The sequence below is a fragment of the Actinoplanes sp. M2I2 genome (assembly GCF_023544445.1).
In the GTDB taxonomy this organism is placed as follows: Bacteria; Actinomycetota; Actinomycetes; order Mycobacteriales; family Micromonosporaceae; genus Actinoplanes.
On sequence record NZ_JALPVJ010000004.1, the window covers coordinates 112954 to 137849 of the forward strand.

The 24896-nt window shown below is 69.2% G+C and carries 22 protein-coding genes, 1 tRNA gene, 1 other RNA gene and 1 pseudogene; 12 read left to right on the forward strand and 13 right to left on the reverse strand.

The features are described 5' to 3' along the window. The first annotated feature begins 61 nt into the window (after positions 1–61). The 3 genes from HJC40_RS08420 to HJC40_RS08430 all read left to right on the forward strand — a co-directional run bounded on the left by HJC40_RS08420 (position 62) and on the right by HJC40_RS08430 (position 2634). A complete protein-coding gene (locus HJC40_RS08420) occupies positions 62–697 on the forward strand; it encodes an HNH endonuclease family protein (RefSeq protein WP_249999914.1) in 636 nt (211 codons plus the stop codon). Further along, positions 697–1146, forward strand: a complete 450-nt coding sequence (locus HJC40_RS08425) for a hypothetical protein (protein WP_249999918.1) — start codon at positions 697–699, stop codon at positions 1144–1146. Before HJC40_RS08420 ends, HJC40_RS08425 begins: the two co-directional genes overlap by 1 nt. Positions 1147–1230: 84 nt before the next feature. Further along, positions 1231–2634 (forward strand): calcium-binding protein, encoded by a 1404-nt coding sequence (locus HJC40_RS08430; RefSeq protein WP_249999920.1) that lies wholly within the window; start codon positions 1231–1233, stop codon positions 2632–2634. Between the two features lie 104 nt (positions 2635–2738). On the opposite strand, the gene HJC40_RS08435 is transcribed toward HJC40_RS08430, so the two are convergent. The 9 genes and pseudogenes from HJC40_RS08435 to ffs all read right to left on the reverse strand — a co-directional run bounded on the left by HJC40_RS08435 (position 2739) and on the right by ffs (position 15071). Next, the gene (locus tag HJC40_RS08435; protein ID WP_249999923.1) at positions 2739–3776 is read right to left on the reverse strand and encodes an ABC transporter ATP-binding protein; all 1038 of its coding nucleotides are present in this window, start codon (positions 3774–3776) and stop codon (positions 2739–2741) included. A 15-nt stretch (positions 3777–3791) separates the two neighbouring features. Beyond that, entirely contained in the window at positions 3792–4832 is a 1041-nt protein-coding gene (locus HJC40_RS08440; protein ID WP_249999925.1) for an ABC transporter ATP-binding protein, read from the reverse strand. A gap of 11 nt (positions 4833–4843) precedes the next feature. Next, on the reverse strand, positions 4844–5845 hold the full coding sequence (locus tag HJC40_RS08445; protein ID WP_249999928.1) for an ABC transporter permease: 1002 nt from the start codon (positions 5843–5845) through the stop codon (positions 4844–4846). Positions 5846–5961: 116 nt separating this feature from the next. Continuing rightward, positions 5962–7737 (reverse strand): ABC transporter substrate-binding protein, encoded by a 1776-nt coding sequence (locus HJC40_RS08450; RefSeq protein ID WP_249999930.1) that lies wholly within the window; start codon positions 7735–7737, stop codon positions 5962–5964. Positions 7738–7808: 71 nt separating this feature from the next. After that, positions 7809–8810, reverse strand: coding sequence for an ABC transporter permease (locus tag HJC40_RS08455; RefSeq protein WP_249999933.1), 1002 nt, complete (start codon positions 8808–8810; stop codon positions 7809–7811). Positions 8811–9221: 411 nt separating this feature from the next. Further along, positions 9222–9815: a recombination mediator RecR gene (gene recR, locus HJC40_RS08460; protein WP_249999937.1), complete on the reverse strand. Its 594-nt coding sequence runs from the start codon at positions 9813–9815 to the stop codon at positions 9222–9224. A gap of 4 nt (positions 9816–9819) precedes the next feature. After that, complete coding sequence (locus tag HJC40_RS08465; RefSeq protein ID WP_249999940.1) at positions 9820–10143, reverse strand: YbaB/EbfC family nucleoid-associated protein; 324 nt, start codon at positions 10141–10143, stop codon at positions 9820–9822. Between the two features lie 3128 nt (positions 10144–13271). Then, positions 13272–14888 (reverse strand): annotated as a pseudogene (locus HJC40_RS46575) (DNA polymerase III subunit gamma and tau); the annotation flags it as partial. Between the two features lie 86 nt (positions 14889–14974). After that, an RNA gene (ffs, locus tag HJC40_RS08475) (signal recognition particle sRNA small type) lies at positions 14975–15071 on the reverse strand. A gap of 79 nt (positions 15072–15150) precedes the next feature. On the opposite strand from ffs, the gene HJC40_RS08480 reads away from it, so the two are divergent. Continuing rightward, positions 15151–15235: transfer RNA gene (locus HJC40_RS08480), tRNA-Ser, on the forward strand. Positions 15236–15521: 286 nt separating this feature from the next. Continuing rightward, on the forward strand, positions 15522–16523 hold the full coding sequence (locus tag HJC40_RS08485; protein WP_249999945.1) for a hydrolase: 1002 nt from the start codon (positions 15522–15524) through the stop codon (positions 16521–16523). Positions 16524–16532: 9 nt separating this feature from the next. Here the strand turns inward: HJC40_RS08485 and HJC40_RS08490 are convergent, their stop codons facing one another. The 4 genes from HJC40_RS08490 to HJC40_RS08505 all read right to left on the reverse strand — a co-directional run bounded on the left by HJC40_RS08490 (position 16533) and on the right by HJC40_RS08505 (position 19488). Then, the gene (locus HJC40_RS08490) at positions 16533–16874 is read right to left on the reverse strand and encodes an STAS domain-containing protein (RefSeq protein ID WP_249999947.1); all 342 of its coding nucleotides are present in this window, start codon (positions 16872–16874) and stop codon (positions 16533–16535) included. A gap of 301 nt (positions 16875–17175) precedes the next feature. Beyond that, complete coding sequence (locus HJC40_RS08495) at positions 17176–17385, reverse strand: hypothetical protein (RefSeq protein ID WP_249999950.1); 210 nt, start codon at positions 17383–17385, stop codon at positions 17176–17178. A gap of 628 nt (positions 17386–18013) precedes the next feature. Continuing rightward, on the reverse strand, positions 18014–18631 hold the full coding sequence (locus HJC40_RS08500; protein WP_249999953.1) for an ATP-binding protein: 618 nt from the start codon (positions 18629–18631) through the stop codon (positions 18014–18016). After that, positions 18628–19488, reverse strand: coding sequence for a GntR family transcriptional regulator (locus tag HJC40_RS08505; protein WP_249999956.1), 861 nt, complete (start codon positions 19486–19488; stop codon positions 18628–18630). The genes HJC40_RS08500 and HJC40_RS08505 overlap by 4 nt, the downstream gene beginning before the upstream one ends. Positions 19489–19895: 407 nt before the next feature. On the opposite strand from HJC40_RS08505, the gene HJC40_RS08510 reads away from it, so the two are divergent. From HJC40_RS08510 to HJC40_RS08540, 7 genes are all read left to right on the forward strand, one after another. Continuing rightward, a complete protein-coding gene (locus HJC40_RS08510; protein ID WP_249999958.1) occupies positions 19896–20147 on the forward strand; it encodes a DUF6284 family protein in 252 nt (83 codons plus the stop codon). Further along, on the forward strand, positions 20147–20518 hold the full coding sequence (locus HJC40_RS08515; protein ID WP_249999961.1) for an RRQRL motif-containing zinc-binding protein: 372 nt from the start codon (positions 20147–20149) through the stop codon (positions 20516–20518). The genes HJC40_RS08510 and HJC40_RS08515 overlap by 1 nt, the downstream gene beginning before the upstream one ends. Further along, positions 20515–21369 carry an ABC transporter permease gene (locus HJC40_RS08520; RefSeq protein WP_249999964.1) on the forward strand — a complete coding sequence of 285 codons (855 nt, stop codon included), beginning with the start codon at positions 20515–20517 and terminating at the stop codon, positions 21367–21369. Before HJC40_RS08515 ends, HJC40_RS08520 begins: the two co-directional genes overlap by 4 nt. 90 nt (positions 21370–21459) lie before the next feature. Next, complete coding sequence (locus tag HJC40_RS08525; protein ID WP_249999966.1) at positions 21460–21618, forward strand: hypothetical protein; 159 nt, start codon at positions 21460–21462, stop codon at positions 21616–21618. A 59-nt stretch (positions 21619–21677) separates the two neighbouring features. Next, positions 21678–22208 (forward strand): hypothetical protein, encoded by a 531-nt coding sequence (locus HJC40_RS08530; RefSeq protein WP_249999969.1) that lies wholly within the window; start codon positions 21678–21680, stop codon positions 22206–22208. A 104-nt stretch (positions 22209–22312) separates the two neighbouring features. Then, the gene (locus HJC40_RS08535; RefSeq protein WP_249999971.1) at positions 22313–22675 is read left to right on the forward strand and encodes a hypothetical protein; all 363 of its coding nucleotides are present in this window, start codon (positions 22313–22315) and stop codon (positions 22673–22675) included. Beyond that, positions 22675–24675 (forward strand): hypothetical protein, encoded by a 2001-nt coding sequence (locus HJC40_RS08540; RefSeq protein ID WP_249999974.1) that lies wholly within the window; start codon positions 22675–22677, stop codon positions 24673–24675. The genes HJC40_RS08535 and HJC40_RS08540 overlap by 1 nt, the downstream gene beginning before the upstream one ends. The last annotated feature ends 221 nt before the right edge of the window (positions 24676–24896 follow it).

Genomic DNA, 24896 nt, shown 5'->3' on the forward strand with positions numbered 1-24896 from the left:
GATGATCCACTCACGGGGCACGACTCGGGCAGAACGGGCGTAGCCCTCCTACTCTGGGCATGTGCCCCCTCGTATCCCGCTGGTCCTCGCCGCCGCCCTGCTCGCCCTGACCGGGTGTGAGGGCGTCTCCCTGGAGCCCACCGAGCCGCCCTCCACGCGTTCCACTCAGGACGTCACCACCACGCAGAAGCAACTGGACGCCCTGACCGTCGCCAAGGCCGGCTCGATGGCGAAGTACAGCCGCGACCGGTTCCCGCACTGGCGTACGACCGGGGAGAACTGCGACGTCCGCGACTCCGTGCTCAAGCGCGACGGCAAGAACGTCAAGTACTCCGGCTGCAACGTCGTCGCCGGCAGCTGGACCAGCCTCTACGACGGTCAGGTGCTCAACTCGCCGACCAAGGTCGACATCGACCACATGGTGCCGCTGGCCAACGCGTGGCGTTCGGGCGCCGCGAAATGGACCGACGCCAAGCGCGGGGACTTCGCCAACGATCTCGACGACCCGCAGCTGATCGCCGTGTCGGCCTCCTCCAACCGATCGAAGGGCGACCAGGACCCGTCCACCTGGAAACCCACGGAAACCGGCAGCTGGTGCGACTATGCGAAAGACTGGGTCGCGGTGAAGACCAAGTGGAAGCTGACGGTCACCACCAAGGAGAAGACCGCGCTCGAGGACATGTTGGAGAAGTGCTGATGACCACCTCCCCCGCCGAGCCCGTGCCCGCAGCCGCCACCGAGCCTGCGGACACCGAGCCCGCCACCACCCCGCCCGCCGCCGAACCGCCTGCCGAATCTGCCGCAGCTCAGGCCGCTGCGGTCGAGTCCGCCGCAGCCGAGTCCGGCGCCGCTCCGGCCGAGTCCGCCGCCGAGTCCCCGGCGAGCCCCACGGAGGCGCCCGCACCGCCCGCCACCGACATCGTGGCCGGTCCCGGTGGCGTCATGACCGACGAGGTCGGCGTGGTGACCGGCGACCTGACGCTGCGCACCGAGGTCGACGGTTACGACGTCGCCGTCCGGGTGCAGTACAAGGACGCCGACGAGTGGTACACGGTGACCGGCGCCAAGGCTCCGCTGCACGACCCCAAGGACGCCGGCGCGATCCACGCCGTCGTCGTGGGCCTCCTGAACCGTCCGGAAGGCTGATCCGCGAGGACGGTACGGGGCAGCGGAACGCCCCCGTACCGTCCTAAACTCCTGAGGCTTCGTGTCCTTAGGGGAGGAACGACCGTGAATTTCCGTCAGCGCTCAGTCCGGGTCGCCACGGTCGCGATCGGCGGTGCCGCCGTCGCGGGCACCGCCTGGATCGCCCTGCCGGCCGAGGCCGCGACCACCGGGATCGTGTCCGTCGTCGAGACGAATGTCGTCACCTACACGGCCAACCCGGGCCGGGTCAACAACGTCGTCCTCACCCAGTCGGGCAACACGATCACGGTCGACGACACCACCGCCGTCAAGGCCGGAGCGGGCTGCGCCGCGGTCAGCGGCGACGTCACCAAGATCCGCTGTACGCCCAAGGTCCCCGTCAACTGGATCCGGGTCGACCTCGGTGACGGCAACGACAGCGTGGTCAACCAGTCCAACCAGGGCATGACCGCACGCACCCGGGCCGGCAACGACAAGATCACCGGCGGGGCGAAGAAGGACGACGTCTACGCCGGCGACGGCAACGACATCGTGTCGGGCCTCGGCGGCAACGACCACCTGCGGGGCGATGCCGGCACCGACACCGTGACCGGTGGCGACGGCAACGACGCCCTCTCCGGCAGCACCGGCAACGACACGCTGGACGGCGGGACCGGCAACGACGGCGTCCTCTACGGCGGCCCGGGCGACGACATCGTCCGCGGCGGCGACGGCAACGACGTCCTCAAGGGCGACGACGGCACCGACACCGTGGACGGCGGCGCCGGGGACGACCGGCTGAACGGCGGCGGCGGCAACGACAAGCTGCTGGGCGGGGCCGGCGACCTGGACATCATCTACGGCGACGCCGGCAACGACCGGCTCGAGGGCTTCACGGGCCAGGACAACATCTACGGCGGCACCGGGAACGACCAGCTCGTCGGCGGCCCCGGCACCGACCACCTCAAGGGTGACGCCGGCAACGACATCGAGAACGGCGGCGACGGCCTCGACTTCTTCGATCAGGGCCTCGACCCCGTCGGCGCCGACTCCGACACCTTCATCGGCGGCGCCGACGAGGACGTGGTGGTCTATTGGAACCGCGGCAAGGCCCTCACCGCCGACGCCGACGGCGTCAAGGGCGACGACGGCGCGGCCGGCGAGAAGGACACCATCGAGGCGTCGATCTCCGACATCTGGGGCGGCGACGGCAACGACCGGCTGACCGGCACGGCCGCCGGAGACGAGACCCTGACCGGCGGCGCGGGCAACGACACGATCCGGGCCGGTGCGGGCGACGACGCCGTCTGGGGTGACGGGGGCACGGACAACCTGGACGCCGGGGCCGGATACGACTTCTGCGCCGACGCGATCGAGTCCGGCGAGACCGTCGTCAACTGCGAGTACGGCTCGGGCGCGCCGGCGGTGCAGGCGGCGCGGGCAGCCCGGGCCGAGCAGCTCGACCGGCTCGAGCGGCTCCGCCGCCTGGTCACCGAGGTGCAGCGGTGATGTCGGGCGCAGACGCCCGGCGGGCCGGCGAATCCGGGCGTCGCTGACCCCAAGCAACAACGGCCGTTCCTCCTCCCGGAGGAACGGCCGTTCGCGTACGGGGATCAGGCCGGCGTCGCGGCCGGGCGACGACCGGCCACCACCTCGTCGTCGACGACCGGGAAGTGGCACGCGGTGAGGTGCGACTGCGGGTCGTCGAGCCGGGTGACCAGCGGCGGCTCCTCCGTGGCGCAGATGTCCTGCGCCTTCCAGCAGCGGGTGCGGAACCGGCAGCCGGACGGCGGGTTGATCGGGCTCGGCACGTCGCCGGTGAGCAGCACGCGGTCACGCTGCGCGCGGTCACGCCGGGCCGGGTCGGGCACCGGCACGGCCGACATCAGGGCGACCGTGTACGGGTGACGCGGGTTCTTGTAGAGGTCGTTGCGCTCGGCGATCTCCACGATCTTGCCGAGGTACATCACCGCGACCCGGTCGGAGATGTGCCGCACCACCGAGAGGTCGTGGGCGATGAACAGGTAGGTCAGGTCGAACTCGCGCTGCAGATCGTCGAGCAGGTTGACGACCTGGGCCTGGATCGACACGTCGAGCGCGGACACCGGCTCGTCGGCGACGATCAGCTTGGGCCGCAGGGCGAGCGCCCGCGCGATGCCGATGCGCTGCCGCTGACCGCCCGAGAACTCGTGCGGGTAGCGGTTGACGTGCTCCGGGTTCAGGCCGACCAGCTCGAGCAGCTCCTGCACGGCCTTCTTGAGGCCCTGCGGGGTGGGGATGCCCTGGATCTGCAGCGGCGCCGCGATGATCGAGCCGACCGTGTGCCGCGGGTTCAGCGACGAGTACGGGTCCTGGAAGATCATCTGGACGTCGCGCCGGAGCGGGCGCAGCTGGGAGACCGACTTGTGGGAGATGTCCTCGCCCTCGAAGACGATCTTGCCACCGGTCGGTTCGAGGATCCGGGTGAAGAGCCGGCCGGCGGTCGACTTGCCGCAGCCGGACTCGCCGACCAGACCCAGGGTCTCGCCGGCCCGCACCTCGAGGTCGATGCCGTCGACCGCGCGCACGGCCCCGACCTGACGCTTGAGCAGGCCCTTGGTGATCGGGAAGTGCTTCTCCAGCCCCGACACCTCGAGCAGGTTCTCGCTCATCTCAATTAACTCCGCTCAGAGGTTCGGCAGTACTTCCTGCTGGAAGATCCGGGTGCGATCCTCCTGCGGCAGGTGGCAGGCGACCTTGTGCACGTCGCCGCGCAGCAGGGGAACCTCGGTGAAGGACCGGTTGCCGTTGCGTCCCGCGTACGGGCAGCGCGGGTGGAACGAACACCCGGACGGCAGGTTGATCAGGCTGGGCGGCGAGCCCTTGACCGGGTTGAGCCGCTCGCGGACGTCACGGTCGAGACGCGGCATCGAACCGAGCAGACCCCAGGTGTACGGGTGCTGCGGGTTCTGGAAGACCTCGAGCGCCGGGCCCTTCTCGATGACCTTGCCGCCGTACATGACCAGAACGTCGTCGGCCAGCTCGGCCACCACGCCCAGGTCGTGGGTGATCATGATGACCGCGGAGCCGAACTCCTCCTGCAGGTCACGGATCAGGTCGAGGATCTGCGCCTGCACGGTCACGTCGAGAGCCGTCGTCGGCTCGTCGGCGATCAGCAGCGACGGGTCGTTGACCAGGGCCATCGCGATCATCGCGCGCTGCCGCATGCCGCCCGAGAACTGGTGGGCGTAGTCGTTGAAGCGCCGCTCCGGCTGCGGGATGCCGACCCGGGCGAGCATGTCGATCGTCCGCTCGCGGGCGACCTTCTTGTTGACGCTCGGGTGGTGCACCCGGTAGGCCTCGACGATCTGCGACCCGACCGTGAAGTACGGGTGCATCGCGCTCAGCGGGTCCTGGAAGATCATCGACATCTTGCCGCCACGGAGCAGGCGGACCTGCTCGTCGCTGGCGCCGACGAGCTCCTCGCCGTCGACCCAGATCTCGCCCGAGACCTTGGCGTTGCTCCGGGTGCGGTGCAGGCCGAGGACGGCCAGCGAGGTGACGCTCTTGCCGGAGCCGGACTCGCCGACGATGCCGAGCGTCTGACCCCGTTCCAGGCTGAACGACGAGTCGGAGACCGCCTGCACGATGCCGTCGTCGGTCTCGAAGCGGACGTTGAGGTCCTTGACCTCGAGGAAGGGGCGGGCGTTGGTGGCGCCGATGGACACGTGACTCTCCCTCAGGCCAGCCGGACGCGCGGGTCGATGATGCCGTACACCAGGTCGACGATCAGGTTGGCGAAGACGATGAAGGCCGCGGCGATCAGCGTGACGCCGAGGATGATCGGCAGGTCGTTGCCGCGGATGGCGGTGAGTGCCTGGTAGCCGAGGCCGCGGAGGTTGAAGACCGTCTCGGTCAGAACGGCGCCGCCGAGCAGCGCGCCGAGGTCCAGACCGAACACGGTGACGATCGGGGTGAGGCCGGAACGCAGGGCGTGCTTGCCGATGACCGTACGTTCTCGCAGGCCCTTGGCCCGCGCGGTGCGCACGTAGTCCTCGCCCAGCGTCTCCAGCATGTTGGCCCGGGTGAGCCGTGCGTAGGTCGCCGCGAACAGGAACGCCAGCGTGATCCAGGGCAGCAGCAACTGGATGAACCACTCGCCGGGATTCTCGGTGAACGGCACGTACTGCCCCTGGGGAAGCCAGCCGAGCCAGTAGACGAAGATCGCCGAGCTGAGCAGGCCGGTGAAGTAGATGGGGAGCGAGACGCCGGCCAGCGCGCCGGTCATCACAGTCCGGTCGATGATCGTGCCTCTTCGGAGGGCCGAGATGACGCCGGTGGAGATACCCATGATCAACCACAGGACGGCGGCCCCGAGGGCGAGCGAAAGCGTGACCGGGAGGTCGCCGAGCAGCAGCGGCGTCACTTCCTGGTCGGTCTTGAAGGAGTAGCCCAGGCAGGGCGCCGGGCAGTGGTTGACGTCGGGGCCGTTGGCATAGTCCCGGCCGACCACGAGGCCCTTGAGGAACTTGCCGTACTGGACGATCACCGGGTCGTTGAGACCCATCTTCACCCGGATGCCCTCGACCGAGGCGGCATCGGACGTCTTACCGATGTAGAGAAGCGCCGGGTCGCTACCGGTGGCCTTAGGGACCAGGAAGAAGATGCCGAAGGTCACCGCGGTGACCACGAGCAGCGTGATGATCGCGTTGATCAGACGCCGGAGAAGATATGCCAGCACGACGATCGGCCTCTTGGACGAGCGGGCACCGGATCACGCGGATCCGGTGCCCGCCCCTCACGGGCGGCCTTCACCAACCCTTCGAAATACCTGTGGACGGTTCGGCCTTGCCCTTACTACTTGCCGTCGTTGACGCCGAGGGCCTGGAAGTCGACCTGGCCGAAGGTGTCGTGGATGTAGACGTTCGTCAGCCGCGGGTTGCGGTAGTTGAGCGCCTTGGCGGAGACCACGGGGAGGTAGTAAGCGCCCTCCATGATCTTCGTGTTGATCTGCTTGTAGAGCTCGGCGGCCTTGTCCGGGTCGGCCTCAAGGTTGGCCTGGTCGAACAGGTCGTCGATGGCCTTGTCCTTGATCTCCGGCAGGTTGTAGTTGCCGTTGGCCGGGATGAAGCGGCTGTCCGCCAGCGGCTGCATGTAGCCGGAGCCGGTCGGGTAGTCGGCCGCCCAGGCGGCCATGATGATCCCGTAGCCCTTCTTCTTCACGTTGTCCGGCGAGCCGGTGATCGACGCCTGCTGCGCACCGTCGTACTGGTCGATCTTGGCGTTGATGCCGACAGCCTTCAGCGAAGCCTGCAGCGCCTCGGCCGCCTTGACCTCCTGCGCCCGGTTGTTGCGAGCGGTGATGGTCAGGTCGAAGCCGTTCGGCTTGCCACACGCGGTCAGGGCCTCCTTGGCCTTGTCGACCTGCGGCTTGCCCTGCTTGCGGTTGAACGGGTCGTAGTTCGGGTCCGAACCGGCGATGTTCCCGGGCAGCATGCTGGTGCCGATGTCGCCGGCGGCCAGCGGGCCACCGAAGGCCGCCTGCAGCGCGGTCGGGTCGGCGGCGTAGATCACGGCCTTGCGGCACTCGATGTTGTCCAGCGGCGCGACGGACGTGATGCCCGCGTACCGCAGGAAGCCGGACACCGGGTTGTCGGCGTTCTTCTTCAGGTTCGGGTCGCTGAGCAGCTTGGTGCGGGCCGCGGCCTGCACGCCGACCTGACCGACGTCGAGGTCCGCGGTGCCGGCCAGCAGGCGGCTGTCGAGGTCGTCGGCGTTGGTGGTGATCGTCAGGTTGATCGCGTCCGGCAGCGCCTTGCGGATCGGGTCGGAGGCCGGGTCCCAGTTCGGGTTCCGCACCCACGACGCGCTCTTGCCGGGCTTGATCTCCTTGAACATGTACGGGCCGGACGCGGCCGGCTTCGAGCCGTACTGCGCGCCGGTGTCCCGCTTCTGCGGTACCGGGCCCGAGCCGGGCATGGCCAGCAGGTACAGGAAGTCACCGCTCGGCTTGGCCAGCTTGAAGGTGATGGTCTTGTCGTCCGGCGTCTGGACCGACTTCAGACCCAGCTTGTTGGGGTCGGTGTCCTTGTACGGGCCCTTGTAGTTCTGGCCCTGGTCGAGCACGCCGGGCAGGTAGACCGGGCCGCCGGACAGAACGTCGCTGGCCCACACCCGCTCGATGCCGTACTTGATGTCCTTCGACGTGATCGCGCTGCCGTCGTCGAACTTGATGCCGTCGCGCAGCTTGAACGTGTAGGTCAGCTTGTCGGCGCTGATCTCCGGCTCGGCCGTGGCCAGGTCGGGGACGAGCTTGAGGCCGTCCTTGCCCGGGGTGGCCGCGTAGTCGACCAGCTTGCGGGTGTAGAGACGGTTGAGGTTCCAGACGAACGCGTAGTAACCGCGAACCGGGTCCCACGAGTCGGCATCCTGCGACGACCAGAGGTTGAGGGTTCCGCCCTTGGTGGTGCTCGGGTTGACCACGCTCGTGATAGCGGCGTCGTAACCAGCCGCGCCCCCGGAGGAGCCATTGTTGTTGTTGTCACTGTCCGAGCCCCCACCGCACGCGGCAGTGGTCAGCCCGAGCGCGACGGCGAGCCCAGCGGCCGCCATCACCCTTGTCTTGCTTGCCACCTGTTCTCCTACCTCTCGAACAGCGAACCCGGCCGGTCCGCGGGAAATGCGGTGGTAACGGCCCTGCCGGCTCAGCGAGCCTTCGGGTCGAGCGCGTCGCGCAGGCCATCACCGAAGAGGTTGAAGGCCAGCACCGTAATGAAGATCATTCCGCCCGGAATGATCATGTACATGGGATCGATCGAGTAGAAGGTCACCGCGTCCGACAACATGCCACCCCAGGACGGGTTCGGCGGCGGGATGCCGACGCCGAGGAAGCTCAACGCGGCCTCGGTGAGGATGTTGGTCGGGATGATCAGCGTCGCGTAGACGAGGATCGGGGCGGCCAGGTTGGGCAGCAGTTCCTTGAACAGGATGCGGCCGGAGCGGGCACCCATGCTGCGCGAGGCCTCGACGAACTCCCGCTCCCGGAGCGACAGTGTCTGGCCTCGGACGATGCGGCCGATGTAGGGCCAGCCGAAGAAGCCGATGACCCCGACGAGGACGAACACGCGCGACCAGCGGTCACCGAGACCCAGGAACGAGTCGGGCAGCACCGAGACGAGCGCGATCGCGAACAGCAGCTGCGGGAACGCGAGCAGGAAGTCCATGATCCGGCTGATCACCGTGTCGACCCAGCCACCGAGGAAGCCGGCGGCCAGACCGAAGATCGTGCCGATGATCGTGGACACGAACGCCGAGAGGAACGCGACCGACAGCGAGGTCTGCGCGCCGAACAGGATCCGGCTGAAGATGTCCCGGCCGGAGGTCGGCTCCACGCCCAGCAGGAACTCGCGGCTGATGCCGCCGAGCTTGCCGATGGGGGTGCTGAAAGTGGGGTCGATCTGATCGATGTGGTACTCGTCGATCGGGTGGCCGAACCACTTGCTGAGCACCGGGGCCAGGATGGCGACGACGATCAGGAAGATGACAACGATGCCACCGGCGATCGCCACCTTGTCCCTCTTGAGCCGACGCCAGGCGATCTGCTTGAGCGATCGACCTGTGATCGCCTTATCGCCACGATCGTCGGCCGCGTCGGCAGTAGGCGCCGTCGTCTCATCCGCGATCGACGCCTCTGGGCCTAGCGACATCTACGCGCCGGTCCTCTCCCGGGGGCCGGACGTGCATGAGTCCACGGCCACCGGAGTGCAGGGTTCGGCGAAGAACCCGCGAGACCGGAGGGCGATGGCCCACGCAGCGAACGGCAACCGATCGGTTATCGCATGCCTCGAGTGCCGACCCTCGTCGCGTAACGGCCAGATCAGACCCACGCCACGAGGGCACTCGACGGCGGGTGTGCCGCCATCGGAAGGAACACTCACCTAATGCGGGGCTTCAGGTCAAGTTCACCGACCGCACACGTCCGGTTCCGTGTCCCCGCCGTGATGTGACCGTGACCTGCGGCTCCGACCAAACGGAAACTACCGCGTAGATCCCCTGCAAGCAGCGATTCCGGGCCAAAATGCTATCGCCTTGTGACCATACAATCACCCTGCGTGCGCCTAGACTGCCCGGCGCCCCTCGAAGGCACGACCGAGAGTGATCTCATCGGCATACTCAAGGTCACCACCCACCGGCAGACCACTCGCCAGCCGCGTGACGGCGATGCCCATCGGCTTGATCATCAGGGCGAGGTACGTGGCGGTGGCCTCACCCTCGGTGTTCGGGTCTGTGGCGAGGATCAACTCTTTGACCTCGCCGGTGCCGAGCCGCATCAGCAGCTCGCGGATGCGCAGATTGTCGGGACCGATGCCCTCGAGCGGGTTGATGGCCCCGCCCAGCACGTGGTAGCGGCCCCGGAACTCCCCGGTCCGCTCGATCGCCACGACGTCCTTGGGTTCCTCGACGACGCAGAGCACCTCGTTGGTGCGGCGGGTGTCCCGGCAGATCCGGCACTGCTCCGACTCGGCCACGTTGAAGCAGGTGGTGCAGAACCGCACCAGCTCCTTCACCTTGCGCAGCGCGGTGGACAACCGGTTGACGTCCGCCGGGTCCGCGGACAGGACGTAGAAGGCGATCCGCTGGGCGCTTTTCGGGCCGACGCCCGGCAGCCGCCCCAGCTCGTCGATCAGGTCCTGGATGGCGCCTTCGTACACGCGATCAGAACCCCGGCAGGCTCAGGCCACCGGTGGCCGGCCCCATCTTTTCCTCGGTGAGCTCGCGCTGCGCCTCGGCGGCGTTGTGGATCGCGGCGAGCACGAGGTCTTCCAGCGTCTCCACGTCGTCGGCGTCGACGGCCTTGGGGTCGATCCGCACCGACTTGTACTCACCCAGACCCGTCACGACGACAGTCACCAGCCCACCGCCCGCGGTGCCGGTCAGCTCGGCCGCGGCCAGCTCAGCCTGCGCCTCCGCGACCTGCTGCTGCATCTTCTGCGCCTGCTTCATGATCTCCTGCATGTTCGGCTGTCCGCCCGGGCGCATGGCACCGCTCCTCATATCCGCTTCGAAGTCCTGAACAACGCTGAAGCCCGTCGATGACCACCACCGGGCGAACGCGACCGCCGCCCAGCGTAGCCGCCACCCGCACAGACGACACCACAAGCCACTCCCGACACCCTCACCCCCGCAGCCGCGTCACCCCTCAGCTCACAGCCCTGCCACCGACGACCCCGACGCCGTGGCGGCCGAACCGCCGCGCCGGCTGATCGCACCGCGTAGGGGTGCCTGCTTTCCTGTCGTCACAGGCAACCGCGGCCAGCCCAGAGCCTCGACACGTGCGCCGCCCCGCCCAAAGCCCCGTCAGGCCGTGCGCGGCCACGCCCAAAGCCCCGCTAAACCGTGTGCGGCCCCACCCAAAGCCCCGCCAGGCCGTGCGCGACCACGCCCAAAGCCCCGCCAGGCCGTGCGCGGCCACGCCCAGAACCCCGGCAGGCCGTGCGCGGCCACGCCCAGAACCTCGGTAAGCCGTGCGCGGCCCAACCCAGAACCCCGCCAGGCCGTGCGCGGCCCCGCACAGGGCCCTGGGTGAGCCGTGCACTGCGCCGATCAGGAGGCTGCGATCGGGTCCGTCGTCAGCTCTCGCCGATCTTCTCGGCGCCGAAGGCCTCCTGCAGCAGCCGCATCGCCAGCTGCTCACTGCTCTCGCGCGCGGTCTTCTCGTCGATCACGTCGTCCAGCGGCTCGTCACCCGGGTCGAAGCCCTCGAACTTCGCCCCTGACGGCGGCCCGTCGAACTCCGGGTCATAGGGCGCCTCCTCGGTGGGCGAACCATCGGCCCAAGCCTCGTTCGCCGGCTTGGCCCCCGGCCGAGCCCCCGAAGGACCACGCGCCCCCGCAGCGGCCGCCCGCGCCGCGGCCAGACCACTCCCCGGCCCGACGTTGCGTCCGGCACCCGCCATACCCCCGCCGGCCTGGCCACCGCCGCCCGCCGATCCAGCGGCTCCCCGCGCCGCACCGGCCGCCCGGGCAGCGTTGACTCCCGCCCGAGCCGCCGCGGCTCCCGCCCCCACAGCACCGGACCCACCCGAGCCCGCATCACCTGATCCCGCAGCGCCGGCCCCGCCTCCGGATCCACCCGACCCGGCACCAGCCGACCCCACAGCACCGATCCCGACGCCGGCTGCACCCGAGCCGGAGCCATCAGGCCCAACTCTCGCGGCGTCGACGGTCGGGGTCTGGCCGGAGGCGGTAGCGCCGCTACTTCCGCCCTGCTGATTCCAGCCGCCGGCCGCGTCAACGTTCGCCGAGCCTCCGCTCGCGGCGGCAGAGCGCCCCTCGACACCGCTTTCCCAGCCCGAGGCGCCGCCGACCTGACCCTCGCCGCCGACGTCACGGCTCGGTGCGGCACTCACCGCGGAATCGTCCGGCCGTTGACCGGCCGCGCCGACACCGCTGGTGGCATCGACGGAGACGCCGGCGCCCCTGACCGCATTGTCCGCCTGCGGGTCGGCGCCGCTCAGAGCCGCGCTGCCGCCGGGAGCCGACCCATCAACGGCTTGGCCCATGCCGTCTCGGTGCTCCGACCGAGCAGGCAGGCTCGCACGGTCGGCTCCAGCCTGCGGGCTCGCCTGGCCGGACGCGGCCGACGAGCCGGACTGATCCCGCGCGGCTGACAAGCCGGACTGATCCCGCGCAGCCGACGAGCCGGACTGATCCCGCTCGGCCGACAAGCCGGACTGGCTCTGCCCGGCCGGCGAACCGGACGGATTCCGCGCAGCCGACGAGCCGGACTGGCTCTGCCCGGCCGGCGAACCGGACGGATTTCGCGCGGCTGACGAGCCGGACTGGTCCGAGCCGGCCGACGAGCCCAGCTGGTCAGACCCGGCCGGCGAGCCGGACTGGTCAGACTGGGCCGGGCTCGACGGGATCGCGCGCACCTCGGGCCAGTCTTCGTCGTCGTCCTCGGCCGCCGCCGGCGAGGCGGTGGCAAGGCCGCCCGGTCGAACCGGCTCCGGCCACTCGTCGTCGCTGCCGGAGGACGGAGCCTCAGGCTGACGTCGTTGAGTGTGCGGAGCTCGTCCGGCCGCCGCGGGTTGAGCCGCCTGCTGCGCCGCGCCGGAGGGCGCCGCACCGGAAGGATCGACGCCCGACGGAGCAGTAGCAGCCCGGGCCGAAGCTGGGCGCTGCCCACCCGAGTCGGGCCGCTGGCCGGGCGCGGCCTGATTACGGCCTCGTCCGCCACCCCCGGGCGCGGAGCCGTAAGGCGTCGCCCCCGCGGCTCCCGCGACCTCACAGCGAACCTGCCACTGACCACCGAGCACTTCGTAGAGCGCGTTGACGATGAGCGCCGCCCCTTGAGTGATCCCCTGCGCGTGCCGCGGCGACGGCACGGTCAGAACCACCGTCTCGCCGTCCAGCTCGCGCACAGTGGCGTCGGCAGCCATCGCCCGCAGCACCACGCCGCGAGGCTGCTTCCTGACCTCGGCCAGCACCTCCGGCCACACCTGCCGAATGGCCTGCGCCGTCAACTGCCCCGGCCCAGCCGCAACAGCCTCGACCGCCGCGGCGCCCGGCTCCTCAGGCGCATCCGGCAACACCCCGGCCGGCTCACCCCGCCGCCCAGGCGAAGCCCCCGACGGCCCACCCCGCCCCGCAGGCGCGGCATCGAGCCCGGCCTGACTCTCCGCTCCGGCGCGGCTCTCGGACTCGGCGTGGCTCTCAGACCCGGCGCCCACAAGAGCGGCACCAGAACCAGCGCCGCCCTGAGACGCAGCACCAGACTCGTCCGGGTGCGCCGGAGCAGCTTCGGCGTCGGTAGCGTCGGCGGCAGGTTCGAGCCGGCGTGCCGTTTGAGCGTCGACAACCGGCTCGGCACGTGGCGTCAGCGCCTCGTCGTCGGCAGGACGGCTTGGCGTCTGTGCGCTGGACACGTCAGCAGCAGTCGACGCGGAGACATCTGCGGTCGCCTCGGACCCGTGAGGGTGAGCCGCGGTGGCGGGCTCGGGCTCGTCGTCCCACGGCGGTTCGTCGTCATCGGGCTCGGAGATCGGCTCGCCTTGGTCAGCCGCAGGCACGGAGACTGACGCACCCTGGTCCGCCGCACGCATGGAGACCGTCGCACCCTGGTCCGCCGCCGGCACGGAGTCTGACCCACCTTGGCCCGCCGCAGTCGCGGAGACCGGCTCGCTCTGGTGTGTCGCAGGCTCGGAGACCGGCGCGCCGTGGCCCGCAGCCGTGGTAGTTGTCGCCGACCCGGCCGAACCGTCCGCTACGTCGTTCCAGTCGATGGCCTCAGCCCCGTCCGCCTGCCCAGAGGCGGTCGGCGCAGGGCTGACCGGCGCAGCCACGGCAGAGACCGGGGCCGCGCTCACGGGCGCCGCAGCCGGCCGCCCGCCGCTGCCCGCAGCCCGCCGCGCAGCAGCCGCGGCAGCCGCCCGCGCCGCCGAGCGGCCACGGCCGTCAGCCGTTCCGGCACCGGCCTCGACCGCGTCCGGCAATGCGGAAGCGGAACCCGACAGTGCGGGGCCGCCGGCCGACAGCGTGGAGCCGTCGGCCGGGAGGGCAGCCCCCGACGGCGCAGCGGCGATCGGCTCCCCGGCCGCGGATTGTGGCAGCGGCTCGCCGCCGAGGGACATTCGGCGTTCCATGCGTTCGAGACGCTGCAGCAGCGCGCCGGTCGAGTCTTCGGCGCCGGGCAGGAGCATGCGGGCCGTGACCAGCTCGAGCAGCAGGCGTGGCGCCGTCGTGCCGCGCATCTCGACCAGGCCGTTGTGCACGATGTCGGCGCACCGCGAGAGCGTCGCCGGACCGAGCCGCGCTGCCTGGGCGCCCATGGTCTCGAGCTGGTCGGCCGGGCCGTCGATCAGGCCCTTGGACACCGCGTCGGGCACCTGCTGCAGCACGATCAGATCGCGGAAGCGCTCGAGCAGATCGGACGCGAACCGGCGCGGGTCGTGACCGGCCTCGGCCACGCGGTCGATCGTCGAATAGGCCGCCGCGCCGTCGCCCGCCGCCAGCGCGTCGCACATCTCGTCGAGCAGCGTGACGTCGGTGACCCCGAGCAGCGCGACCGCCCGGGAATAGCTGACCCCCTCGGGGCCCGCGCCGGCGATCAGCTGATCGAGCACCGAAAGCGTGTCGCGCGCGCTGCCGCCGCCGGCCCGCACCACGAGCGGGAAGACGGCCGGCTCGATCTGGACGCCCTCGGCGTCGGTGAGCTGCTGCAGGTAGGGACGCAGCACCGCGGGCGGGATCAGCCGGAACGGGTAGTGGTGGGTGCGCGACCGGATGGTGCCGAGCACCTTTTCCGGCTCGGTGGTGGCGAAGATGAACTTCACATAATCCGGGGGCTCCTCGACGAGCTTGAGCAGCGCGTTGAAGCCGGCCGGCGAGACCATGTGGGCCTCGTCGATCACGTAGATCTTGTAGCGGCTGCTGACCGGCGCGAAGAACGCCTTTTCCCGCAGCTCACGGGCGTCGTCGACGCCACCGTGGCTGGCCGCGTCGATCTCGATGACGTCGATCGACCCGGTGCCGTCGTTGGCGAGCGAGCGGCAGGAGCCGCACACCCCGCACGGCTCGGGCGTCGGGCCCTGCTCGCAGTTGAGCGAGCGGGCCAGGATGCGGGCACTGGATGTCTTGCCGCAGCCACGCGGACCCGAGAACAGATAGGCGTGGTGCAGCCGGCCGCTGCGCAGAGCCTGCGACAACGGCTCGGTGACGTGCTCCTGGCCGATGACCTCCGCGAACGTGCGCGGCCGGTACTTGCGGTATAGCGCGAGTGCCACTCCAGCCCCTCCTCGACGACCGCGCCATTGTCCGTCGGGGGTACGACAAGAACCAACCCCGGTATCGCTGGGGTGGTGGGAGGGCAAAAAAGGGCCTCCCGTGCACCCGTCAGAGCCCGCTTATCCTTGCTGCCTTCCGGCCCTGGGGAGGTTCACGAGATGCACGCCGCACGAGAGGCTGTCCAAAGCTTACCCGGCGCCCGGGCGACGCGGGCAGGGACCCTGCGTCTGCGGACACGCACTCGTCTGTATCCTGGCTGACGGAGGATTCGCCTAGTGGCCTAGGGCGCACGCTTGGAAAGCGTGTTGGGGGAAACCCCTCACGAGTTCGAATCTCGTATCCTCCGCACCGCTCACCTGGGCAAACACTTCCCTGAGCAAACGTGGTAGGGCCGGACCTGATGGTCCGGCCCTACGTCTTTCTCCGTCACAGGGCTTCCCCGGGCGGTTCCGTCTCCGCCTCCCGGAGTCAGGCACCCGGCCGCGATCGCCGGACCGGTCCGGGCGGCCGCCGGGGCCGGTGCCCCGGCCACCAGTACCGTCCCGGCCCTGGCGCTGCCGGCTCCGACCGGCCCCGTCCCGGTCGGCCGCGTCGTCCTCGACCTGGTCGACCGTCATCGGGCCGACCCCTGGGTGCCGGCCGAGCGGCGGGAGCTGATGGTCTCGATCTGGTATCCGGCCCAGCGGGCCACCGGACGGCCCGCCCCCTACATGACAGCGGCGGAGTCCCGGCTCACCCTGCAGGGCACTGCCTTTCCACCCGAGGCTCTGACCACCGTTGTCACCCACGCCCGGGACGACGCCGCGCCGCAGCGTGGCCGCCACCGGTTTCCCTTGGTCGTGCTCTCGCCCGGCTTGGGTTCCTCGCGAGCGACTCTCACCGGGCTGGCCGAGGAGCTGGCCAGCCGGGGGTACGTCGTCGCCGGTATCGATCACACCTACGAGGCCGCCGGGATCAGCTTCGCGGACGGGCGCGTCGCCACCTGCTCGGTCTGCGAAGATCCCGCACCTGTAGCGGCGAAGATCACCTCCGGCCGGGCCCGCGATGTCTCGTTCGTGCTGGACCGTTTACTCGCCCGGCATTCGGCCTGGTCCGGCGGCGAGGCGATCGACCCGGCCCGGATCGCGATGGCCGGCCACTCGATCGGTGGGGCGAGCGCGCTCGCCACGATGCTGACCGATCACCGGGTGGACGCCGGGGTGAACCTGGACGGCTCGTTCCACCCCGCCCCGACCCGGCCCCTGCGCCGGCCGTTCCTGATGGTCGGCAACCAGGACCATGGCCCGGGCAGCGATCCGAGCTGGACCGGCACCTGGACGCAATTGCGCGGTGCCCGGCACTGGCTCGGGGTGACCGGCACCGTGCACAACTCCTTCACCGATCTCGCGGTGCTGTCCGACCAGGCCGGCGCCCCGATTTCCACCAACTCCGGTGCCCGCGCCGGCCAGATCACCCGGGCCTACGTCACTGCTTTCCTGGAGAAGTACCTCGGCACCGCCCTCAACCACTGCTCGCCGGCCCCACCCGGGAGTACTCGGAAGTGCGCTTCTTCACTTCCTCCTAGGAGACGACGAGCTAGGAGACGACGAGAAGCCGTGCCCTTCAGGCCCGGCTTCGGTCTTGCACTGCTCTAGTTGCAAAGCTCAGAGCTGAGCGGCGGCGATGGCGTCGTCGACCTCCGGAAAAATGGCGAAATATCGGCTGAGACCGACCGTCTCCATCAACTGACTGAGGAACGGGTTGGCGCCGGCGAAGCTGAGCCAACCACCACGCGCTGTGATCACCTGCTTGCTGGTGATGAAGGCGCTCAGACCCACCGAGTCGCAGAACTTGAGGTCGTTCAGGTCGACCACTATGCGTGGCACCGGTCGCTCCAGCAGCTCCGCCAGGGTCGCGTGGAGTTGGCCCGCGGTGTCCGCGTCCAGCTCGCCGCGAAGGTGGAGAACGGCGATGTCACTACGGTGATCAGTAACGGAGGACTGCATGGGAATCGCTTCCTGGCGATGGTGATGGCATCCCAGGCTAGAACTGCGGCAACAATTGCTCCCGGACAATCGGTCCGCCGGAACGTACGCAACGGGGCCGCGCGCAAGGGGCCGGCGCACCGAGGCTGGGCGACGAGGCCAGACGCGACGAGGCCGGACGCAGCAGGGCTGGACACCGAGGCGCGGACGCAACGAGGTCGGACGCAGCGAGGGCCGGATCCCCAAAGGATCCGGCCCCCGTTGAAAAGTTCGGCTGGCCGATGAAGTCAAGCGTGCGGCGCAGCCTGGGCTCCTGGCGCAATTACAGCTTGCGCCACCGCCAGCGTGGTCCACGCCACGCGTCCGCCAGGATCATGGCCGAGGCCCGTCCTGGACACTGCTGCACCTTCGACTTGCCCTCGGGTCCGCCCATCTGAGCTTCCACTTCCCAGGCCTGGCCGTCGGTGCGGACGTAGACGTCACGGCGCGCAAGCCGGACGTCACCATTCCACCAGTGACTGTCAACTCTCACCAGTCAAATCTAGGACAGTTAGCAGGCATCGGCGCAGGGCTATCTTGTGAAAGTTTCTCACCAGGTGGTTAAAAGCGCATTGTCTGATCCGGTGGTTTTCCTCTACGTGACTTGCGCTACAGCGCAGGTCTTTGAGCCGTCCTCCCACCGCTACTTTGCGTCATCAAACCAGGTGGCGATGGCCACCCCCGAAGGACGAAACGGCCCCGTTACCTTGGCGATATGTGATCTTGGAGGAGAACGACGCAAGGTCACCCAACGTCACCGCCGCCCGAGGAACCGCAAAGGACCCGCGGAGGGACGCGGAGGGACCACGGAAAATCCGCGCAGGGGGACCGGCACACGACCGAGCCGACGGCAGAAACAAGTCCGGCGGCTCCGTAGTTACGGAGCCGCCGGACTGGTGGCGGTGGTGAAGGGATTTGAACCCTTGGAGGGCTTGCACCCTCACACGCTTTCGAGGTCTGTGAGGCGACGTTCGCAGGAGTACGGCACCGTCCGTGACGAGCGGGTGAGGATGCTGTGCGGTACCGACCGCACAGTCGCGGACGGCAGCGAACGAGACCAGAACTGAGACCAGCTCCCCGTCGCCGTTCCGGCTCAACTTCCGCTCCGCGGTACGGGCGCATCAACGTCCCTGCCGCCACTCTGGCTCAGACAGCGGCCGGAGGCTGACGGCAGCCTTGCGCCGCGCCTCCCAGGACAAGGTTGCCCACGGATCTTCCCTCTGCACGGCTTGATCAATCTGGCGGGCGGCTCCACCCGGTGAGACCGTCGCGGTATCGATGGTGATGGTGGCTGGCACGTGCTCGGTGTCATCCCAAATCGCCATGCGTTCAGCTACATCGCCCGTAGCCCGCTGAATGACACGCTGCTCGGCAAGGTCCCTCGGACACCATAGTTGGACGATTACCCAGCGCGTTTCGGGAAATGCTTCCGTCACCGCGTGAATGGCGGCCGGCTGGCCGAGATGTAACACCGGACACGCCTCCGACAAGTCCTGCGCGAGCGATGGTTGGTCGACGTAGTAGCTAGCCCCGTAACGCTCGTTCTCCCAGACGATACCGCCCGTGGACTTCAGGTCGGCGATCTTTTCGGGGCTCGTTATCCGGTATCCGTCCGTTCGCCCACCTCCGACTTTTAGTCGACGGAAATGCCGGTAGAGCGGATTAGATTCCGTAAGCGCCTTCGTGACGGTGTCTTTACCTGACGCGGGCGGACCGTACATCAGAATTCCGACACTCATGCAGGATCGCCACCGCCCAGAATCGAAGTGATGAGGTCGGCCGCCTGCTTCTGGAGTGGGGAACTTGACGTGCAATTGCTCACGACGTGATGAGGAACTGGCGGCCGGAAGTCGAGGTTGATTGAACTTACGTAGCCCTTCCAGTCGTTCAGCTTGAAGCCGTCCCGCGCCGCGCCGCGGTGGCGGATGTACTGGTGCATCGACTTGATGTCGCAGTAGACCCAGACCACCGAGACCTCAGCGTTCAGCGCTGCGAACATCGCCTCAGTGCGATCAAGCCATGCCTTCTCCGAGAACTCGCGGATGAACGGCGCCGTGACAATCACACTATTACCGCAAGATACATTCTCATTAGCCGCGGCCATCAGGGATTCGTACTCTCGCGGACGCATGGTTGTGACGTAGGCGTCAGACTCGCGATCGTGTGGCGAAAGCCCGAGCATTTCTAGAGCAGCTTCGAGGACTGGCCTCGTGAGCGTGTCCTTATCGAGCATGGACCAACCAGTCTGGCGGGCCAGAATTCGACCTAGTTCAGTCTTGCCGCTACCCGCATATCCACCGATTAAAATAACTCGCGGGTTGCGAACTCTCAATTCGACACGCTGCCGCGGTGATTCCGGCGCGCGTACAACCCTTTTTGAACGCGATTTATTCTCAACCAACCCTTCTGCCGCAAGCAACTTCATGGCTTCCGTAATGGTGAAAACGCTCACGTCCCATTTCGAGGCGAGTTCGCGAGTTGACTTGAGAGTCTCGCCGTCCCGGAGGATGCCGGCCTCAATGTCGTTGCGGATGTGCCGAGCGACTTGAACGTGCAGCGCTTCCGAGCGTGAAAGCCGTGGCTCATCGGAAGTCATCCCGGCCCACCCTCATCTCTTGGTTGGCGTAACTCACGTGGTCAGGCTATCAGCACCTAACAGTTGTGATCACTTCAGAGCGCTGTTCCAGCAGCTCAACGGGCTTGTGTGCCATAACAGTTGACCCGTAAACCTATCAGTTGTTAGGTTGCATCCATCACAGCCGGATGGCAACCGGCACGGCGAAGCGGCTCCGGCGGCTCCGTTCGTGACCGGCCCGCCGCGCGCTTGTTGGTTGAGAACTCAACAGAGCCGAGTGGGTCGCACCTCCCCCGGGTCGGAACCCCGAAAAGGTCGCCGCGCATGGGCGCTGGTCATCCATGCACTCACTTCTACTTCCGCCTGGTCAGCGCGGTATCAGCCGCTGTGTTGGCGCCGCGCTGACCCTCCACTTGGAGGAACCTCCCGTGAGGGATCACGACTTTGACACCGAGCCGACCGCTGCCGACCTGGCCGCGATCGAGTCCGAGCAACCGCTGATCGATGCCGAGCTGACCTGGCTTGACGCCGAGATCACTCTGTTGGCTGCGATCGACCGCGGCCGGGTGAGCGAGCTGGACGCTCGCCGCGTACGGCGGGCCGAGCACGCGGTGATCCGCGAGACGTTCACGCACGTGGCCCGGCTGACCCGCATGCCGAGCCCGCGCCGCGCGGCCTGATGGCCCGCATCCGGGCCGCGTTCCATGACCCGGACGGCGCCCGGTACGGCATCCCCACCTTCTGGTGGCAGGGCGCCCCGACCGGTTACGCCACTCGCCGGCAGCTACGCGAACGCGGTCTTTGCCCCGGCGGTCACCCGATCGCCGCCCAAGTCCTCTGGCAGGGCGTCGGTGGCACCCGAGCCGCCTACCTCTACCGCCTCGACCTGGCCCGGCCCAAACGCACCGCCACCCCGGCCGTGCGCGCCGCGCTCGCCAATGCGATGCGCGCCCGCCGGACCTGCCCGACCTGCCGCCGTGTGCGGCCCTACGTCATCCCGCGCTCGCTCGGCGAGTGCCTTTCCTGCGCACCCTCGGAGGCTGCCGCATGACCGCACCGACCCTGACCCACAGCGCCTACCCGCCCGACGTTCAAGACCTCATCCCGCAGGCCCGCGACCTGGCCGCCGAACTCGGCGAGATCCCCTCGCAGAACCGGCTGAAGAAGGCCCTGCGGGTCGGCACACCGAAGGCCCGCGCCGTGCTCGCCGCGCTCACCGCCCCGCCCGCGCTGACCCCGGTCATCACCGCGCACGACGAACCGGCGCCGCTGCTCGACCGCCCGGCAGACCCGCCGGTCCCGGACAGCGAGCCCACCACAGAACCAGGTCCGGTGATCGACCTCGCCGAGGTTTTCGCCGCCCACGACCTGCTCGACAACCCGCCCGCGCCGACGGCAACGCCGCAGGACAGCCCGGTCGCGGAACCGGTCCCCGCCGACCTTGACGACGTGCCCGCCGCCACGGTGGAGGCCGCGCCGCGGCGTAAGCCGATCGTGTGGCCGGTGCTGATCCTGTGCCTGCCCGCGTTCGTCGCGATCTGGGGCGGCTGGGTCGAGATGGGCCGGCTGACCGGGTTCGGCATGGTCAAGCTGCTGCCCGGCATCGCCGACGGGGTCGAGCTGAACAGCGCGATCACGCTGCCGATCGGGGTCGAGACCTACGCCGCATACGCGCTGTACGCGTGGCTGTCGGGCCGCGCGGCCGGTGACGCCCGGAAGTTCGCCAAGTGGTCAGCGCTCGCCTCGCTCGGCCTCGGAGGGCTCGGGCAGGTCGCCTATCACCTGATGGCCGCGGCCGGCTGGACCTCGGCGCCGTGGCCGATCACCGCCGCTGTGGCGTGCATCCCGGTCGCTGTGCTCGGCATGGGCGCCGCGCTCGCGCACCTGATGCACCGCAACTGATTTCGCCCAGCGGCACGGCTACCAGGCCTGAGAAACCGTGCCGTGCCGCTGGTCCCCATCCAGTCACCAGACCTTCAGGAGGTCACCAGTATGGCAAGCAACCAGTTCGGCCCGAGCCACGCCGGCTCCGAGCGCTCCGCCGCGGACATCCAGCGCGATCAGGACAACGCCCGAGCCGCCGACACCCAGCGCCAGCGCGCCGCCGCCGCGGCCGGCCGCGACCGCCGCTCGATCGGCTCCACTCGCTGACCAAGCCCTCGCCCCCTCGCACATCCGAACACCATCAACGGATCGGAGAGCACCGTCTGATGAGAAAGTTGCAGCCCGAGCAATGGCGCGTCCTGGGTCGCCTGATCTACCTGTGCGGCGAACGGGCACGCCTGAACGACATGATCAAAGGCCAGGAAGTCAGCCCCGAGGCGCTGTGCGACCTGGTCGAGCGGGGCCTGGTTGTCGCCAAGCTGAACGGTGAGGAACTCGATCTCACGCCGGGTCTGATCAAGACCTACCGCCGGTCGATTCACGTGCGACTGTCCAAGGCCGGCGAGAGCTGGTACTGGGACGATCCGCACCGCGTGCTGCGCTCGGTCGGTCAAGCCCGGATCGGCCTGACCCTGAGCTACCTGCTCGGCATGGTCGCCTTCGAAGACCTCGCCGAACTGCACCGCGCGGGCCTGATCGAGGCCATAACCGCCGACGAGCCGATCGATCTCGGCAACGCCCGGCCCCGGTACGCCGGCAGCTTCAGGCTCGTCCTGCCCGGCGGCGGCGAGCTGTGGAACAGCGCCGTAGTCGTCAAGGCCACCAAGACCGGTCGCCTCTACGCCGAGCGCTACTGATCCCGCCCACACCCCACCCGCACTGCATCGAGGCGCGGCCCCGCACGCACGGGCCGCGCCTCGCATCCGTTACGTAGCCCCGTTTCTTGTTGGAAGGACGTGTGATGGCACACCGCCTGATCCCGGATGTGGAGATCCGCGACGACGAAGACCTGCTCAACCTGCTGGAAGGTATCCGGCAGGTCGGCATCGCCGGTCACGATGAGATCGATGAGCTGGCCGGCATGGTCAGGATGAAGATCGAACGCTACGGCCGGCGTAACGGCCTGTCCCGGATGCGGGCGAAGTTCTGGGGCCGGCAGGTCGCCCGCCCGCTGATCAAGTCCGCTGACGAAATGCTCGCGGTCGCCGCGTATGCGCGGGTGTGCCGCAACCGGTTCGAGGCGTTCCTGATCGCCCTGGACGACGAACAGCCCGGCGCGTCGGACTTCACCGTCCGCGGCCGCAAGGATCGGAAGGCCGCCTGATGGCCCGCCAGACCCGCAACACCCGCGGCGCCGACTTGGCCCGCGGCGCCTCGTATGAAGTCCGCGGCAACCCGCTGCCGTATCTCGTGCCCCCGGCCGCCGGTCTGGCCAATTTGATCCTGGCCGGGGTGCTCTCGCGGATGTGGGGCGCCTACGCCGACCCCACCGTGTGGGAGGTCGCGTGGCGGGCCGGGCTGATCCTGGCCTGCTCCGCGGTCATCATCTGGGGCACCTGGGGCGTCGGCCGCGCCCGCAAGATCGAGCTACGGGCCGCGTCGATGCTGATGTCGGCCTGCTCGTGCGGTGGGTTGTTCGTGCTGACCTTCCGCGGGTTCTCCTTCGACTCCGTGATGGTCTACCTGCTGGTCATGGTCACCACCTCGGTGCTGCTGGCCGTGACCAAGCTGCTCCGCGGTGACGGCACCGACGCCCGCGCGAACCTGTTCGGTGAGCTCGGCGAGCGGGTGCGCGAGCTGCAAGACGTCGGCGCGACGGGCCGGCCGAAGGAGATCGAGGGCCGGATCGTCACCCACGCCGAGATGGTGCCGGGCGCCGACTTCGGCGCGATGGCCAAGCCGGAAGTCCGCACCGCGATCGCGTCGGCGCTGGATGTGCCGGTGGGCGGGGTGCGGATGATCCGCGACCGCAACACCCCTCGTACCGGACGGATGGAGGTGTCCCCGGTGGACATGCTCGAGAACCCGCCGGCGTGGCCGGGCCTGTCCGCCCCGGGCGGCTCGATCGGTGCGCCGATCCGGTTCGGGGTGTATCAGACCGGGGCGCCAATTCCGCTGATCCTGCCCGGTGACAGCCGGGCGGGGCGTAACGCGATCGGTGTGCTGATCCTGCTCGGCCAAGCCGGTTCCGGTAAGACCGAGCTACAGCTCACCCTCGCCGCCGAAGCCCGGTCGCGCGTCGACGCCGAGGTGACCTACATCGATGGCCGCAAGGGCTTGCAGCTGCCCGCGGAGTTCCGCGACGCCATGCACACGTTCATCCACAACGCCGAGGAAGGCGAGCGCTACCTCGACGGCCTGATCCCCGAGGTCGGCAAGCGGGCCGGCGTCATCGGCGGTCACGGCCACGAGCAGTGGACCGCCGGATGCGGCAAGTGCCCACCGTTCAAGGTCGTCATCGTCGATGAGGCGTCGAAGTTCATCGAGGCCGAAGACACCCTTGTCGAGCTGGCCGAGTCGATCCGCTCGGTCGGCATGTTCCTGCTGCTCGGCATTCAGCGGGCGACCGGTGACCGGCTGCCGACCTCGGTCCGGACCACGGTCGGCGGGGTGATCTGCATGGGCGTCAGGGACGTCGCCGAGGGCGGCCGGGTGCTGTCGGAAGAGACCATCGAGGCCGGCGCCGATCCGGGCTGGAAGAACCGCAAGCCCGGCGCCCTGTACGCCGAGCTGCCCGGCACCGACCCCGACGACTGGTCCCTGCCCGGCCGGACGTTCAGGCCGAACCGTGACGCGGTGATCGGCGAGCTGCTCGAAGTGCTCGCTGCCCGCGGCGAACACACCACCGACCGGCCCATGGTGCCCGCCGCGGCACCGACCGAGCCGGGGGGCACCTCGGAGCCGGCCGACGACCGCGACGACCCGGACATCGACAACGACCCCGATCTGGTGCCGCCGCCGATCGATCCGGACTGCCCACCCGATGAGGACCCGCACGAGCCGATCACCGTCCCGGCCCGCCGGCGGGTGCCGCTCGACCTCGACCCCGAGGACGGCCGGCAGTACACCCCGACCGAGATCCGCGACATGTTCCGGACCGCGATCCTGCACGCCCACGCCAACGGGGTGCGGGCGGTCCGACCGTCCAACTTCGCCCCGATCGTCGGCCGTGTCGGCGAGGAAGGGCTCAAGCCGCCCACCATCTCGAAGATTCTCAAGGAGTTCTGCAGCGGACCCGAGCCGCTGCTGCGCCGCTCCGATGACAAGGGCGTGTACGAGATCATCCTGCCCGAGCCGGTGCCCGCCTACGCGGGCGCTGCCTGATGACCGCGCTGCCGCGCGGGGCGCACTGACGCGTCCCGCGCGGCCCCGCGGCACCCCTGCCGCGCTATACGCAGCGTCACACCGCGGGTGCGCCTTCACGCACTTCACGCACTTCACGCACCCGCCTGAAAGCGCATCTACGCGCGCGCCTGCACGCGCCCGCGCGCGCAAACCTCGTGAAATCCGTGAAGTCCGTGAAGTTCTACACACAGTAAGGAGTC

What these genes read in the sequence shown, in the direction of transcription:
- HJC40_RS08455 (WP_249999933.1), bottom strand. Translation starts at nt 8,810, where the DNA reads ATGTCGCTAGGCCCAGAGGCGTCGATCGCGGATGAGACGACGGCGCCT.
- HJC40_RS08435 (WP_249999923.1), bottom strand. Translation starts at nt 3,776, where the DNA reads ATGAGCGAGAACCTGCTCGAGGTGTCGGGGCTGGAGAAGCACTTCCCG.
- HJC40_RS08525 (WP_249999966.1), top strand. Translation starts at nt 21,460, where the DNA reads ATGGCAAGCAACCAGTTCGGCCCGAGCCACGCCGGCTCCGAGCGCTCC.
- HJC40_RS08515 (WP_249999961.1), top strand. Translation starts at nt 20,147, where the DNA reads ATGGCCCGCATCCGGGCCGCGTTCCATGACCCGGACGGCGCCCGGTAC.
- HJC40_RS08490 (WP_249999947.1), bottom strand. Translation starts at nt 16,874, where the DNA reads ATGCAGTCCTCCGTTACTGATCACCGTAGTGACATCGCCGTTCTCCAC.
- HJC40_RS08540 (WP_249999974.1), top strand. Translation starts at nt 22,675, where the DNA reads ATGGCCCGCCAGACCCGCAACACCCGCGGCGCCGACTTGGCCCGCGGC.
- HJC40_RS08500 (WP_249999953.1), bottom strand. Translation starts at nt 18,631, where the DNA reads ATGAGTGTCGGAATTCTGATGTACGGTCCGCCCGCGTCAGGTAAAGAC.
- HJC40_RS08505 (WP_249999956.1), bottom strand. Translation starts at nt 19,488, where the DNA reads ATGACTTCCGATGAGCCACGGCTTTCACGCTCGGAAGCGCTGCACGTT.
- HJC40_RS08425 (WP_249999918.1), top strand. Translation starts at nt 697, where the DNA reads ATGACCACCTCCCCCGCCGAGCCCGTGCCCGCAGCCGCCACCGAGCCT.
- HJC40_RS08535 (WP_249999971.1), top strand. Translation starts at nt 22,313, where the DNA reads ATGGCACACCGCCTGATCCCGGATGTGGAGATCCGCGACGACGAAGAC.
- HJC40_RS08520 (WP_249999964.1), top strand. Translation starts at nt 20,515, where the DNA reads ATGACCGCACCGACCCTGACCCACAGCGCCTACCCGCCCGACGTTCAA.
- HJC40_RS08530 (WP_249999969.1), top strand. Translation starts at nt 21,678, where the DNA reads ATGAGAAAGTTGCAGCCCGAGCAATGGCGCGTCCTGGGTCGCCTGATC.
- HJC40_RS08465 (WP_249999940.1), bottom strand. Translation starts at nt 10,143, where the DNA reads ATGCGCCCGGGCGGACAGCCGAACATGCAGGAGATCATGAAGCAGGCG.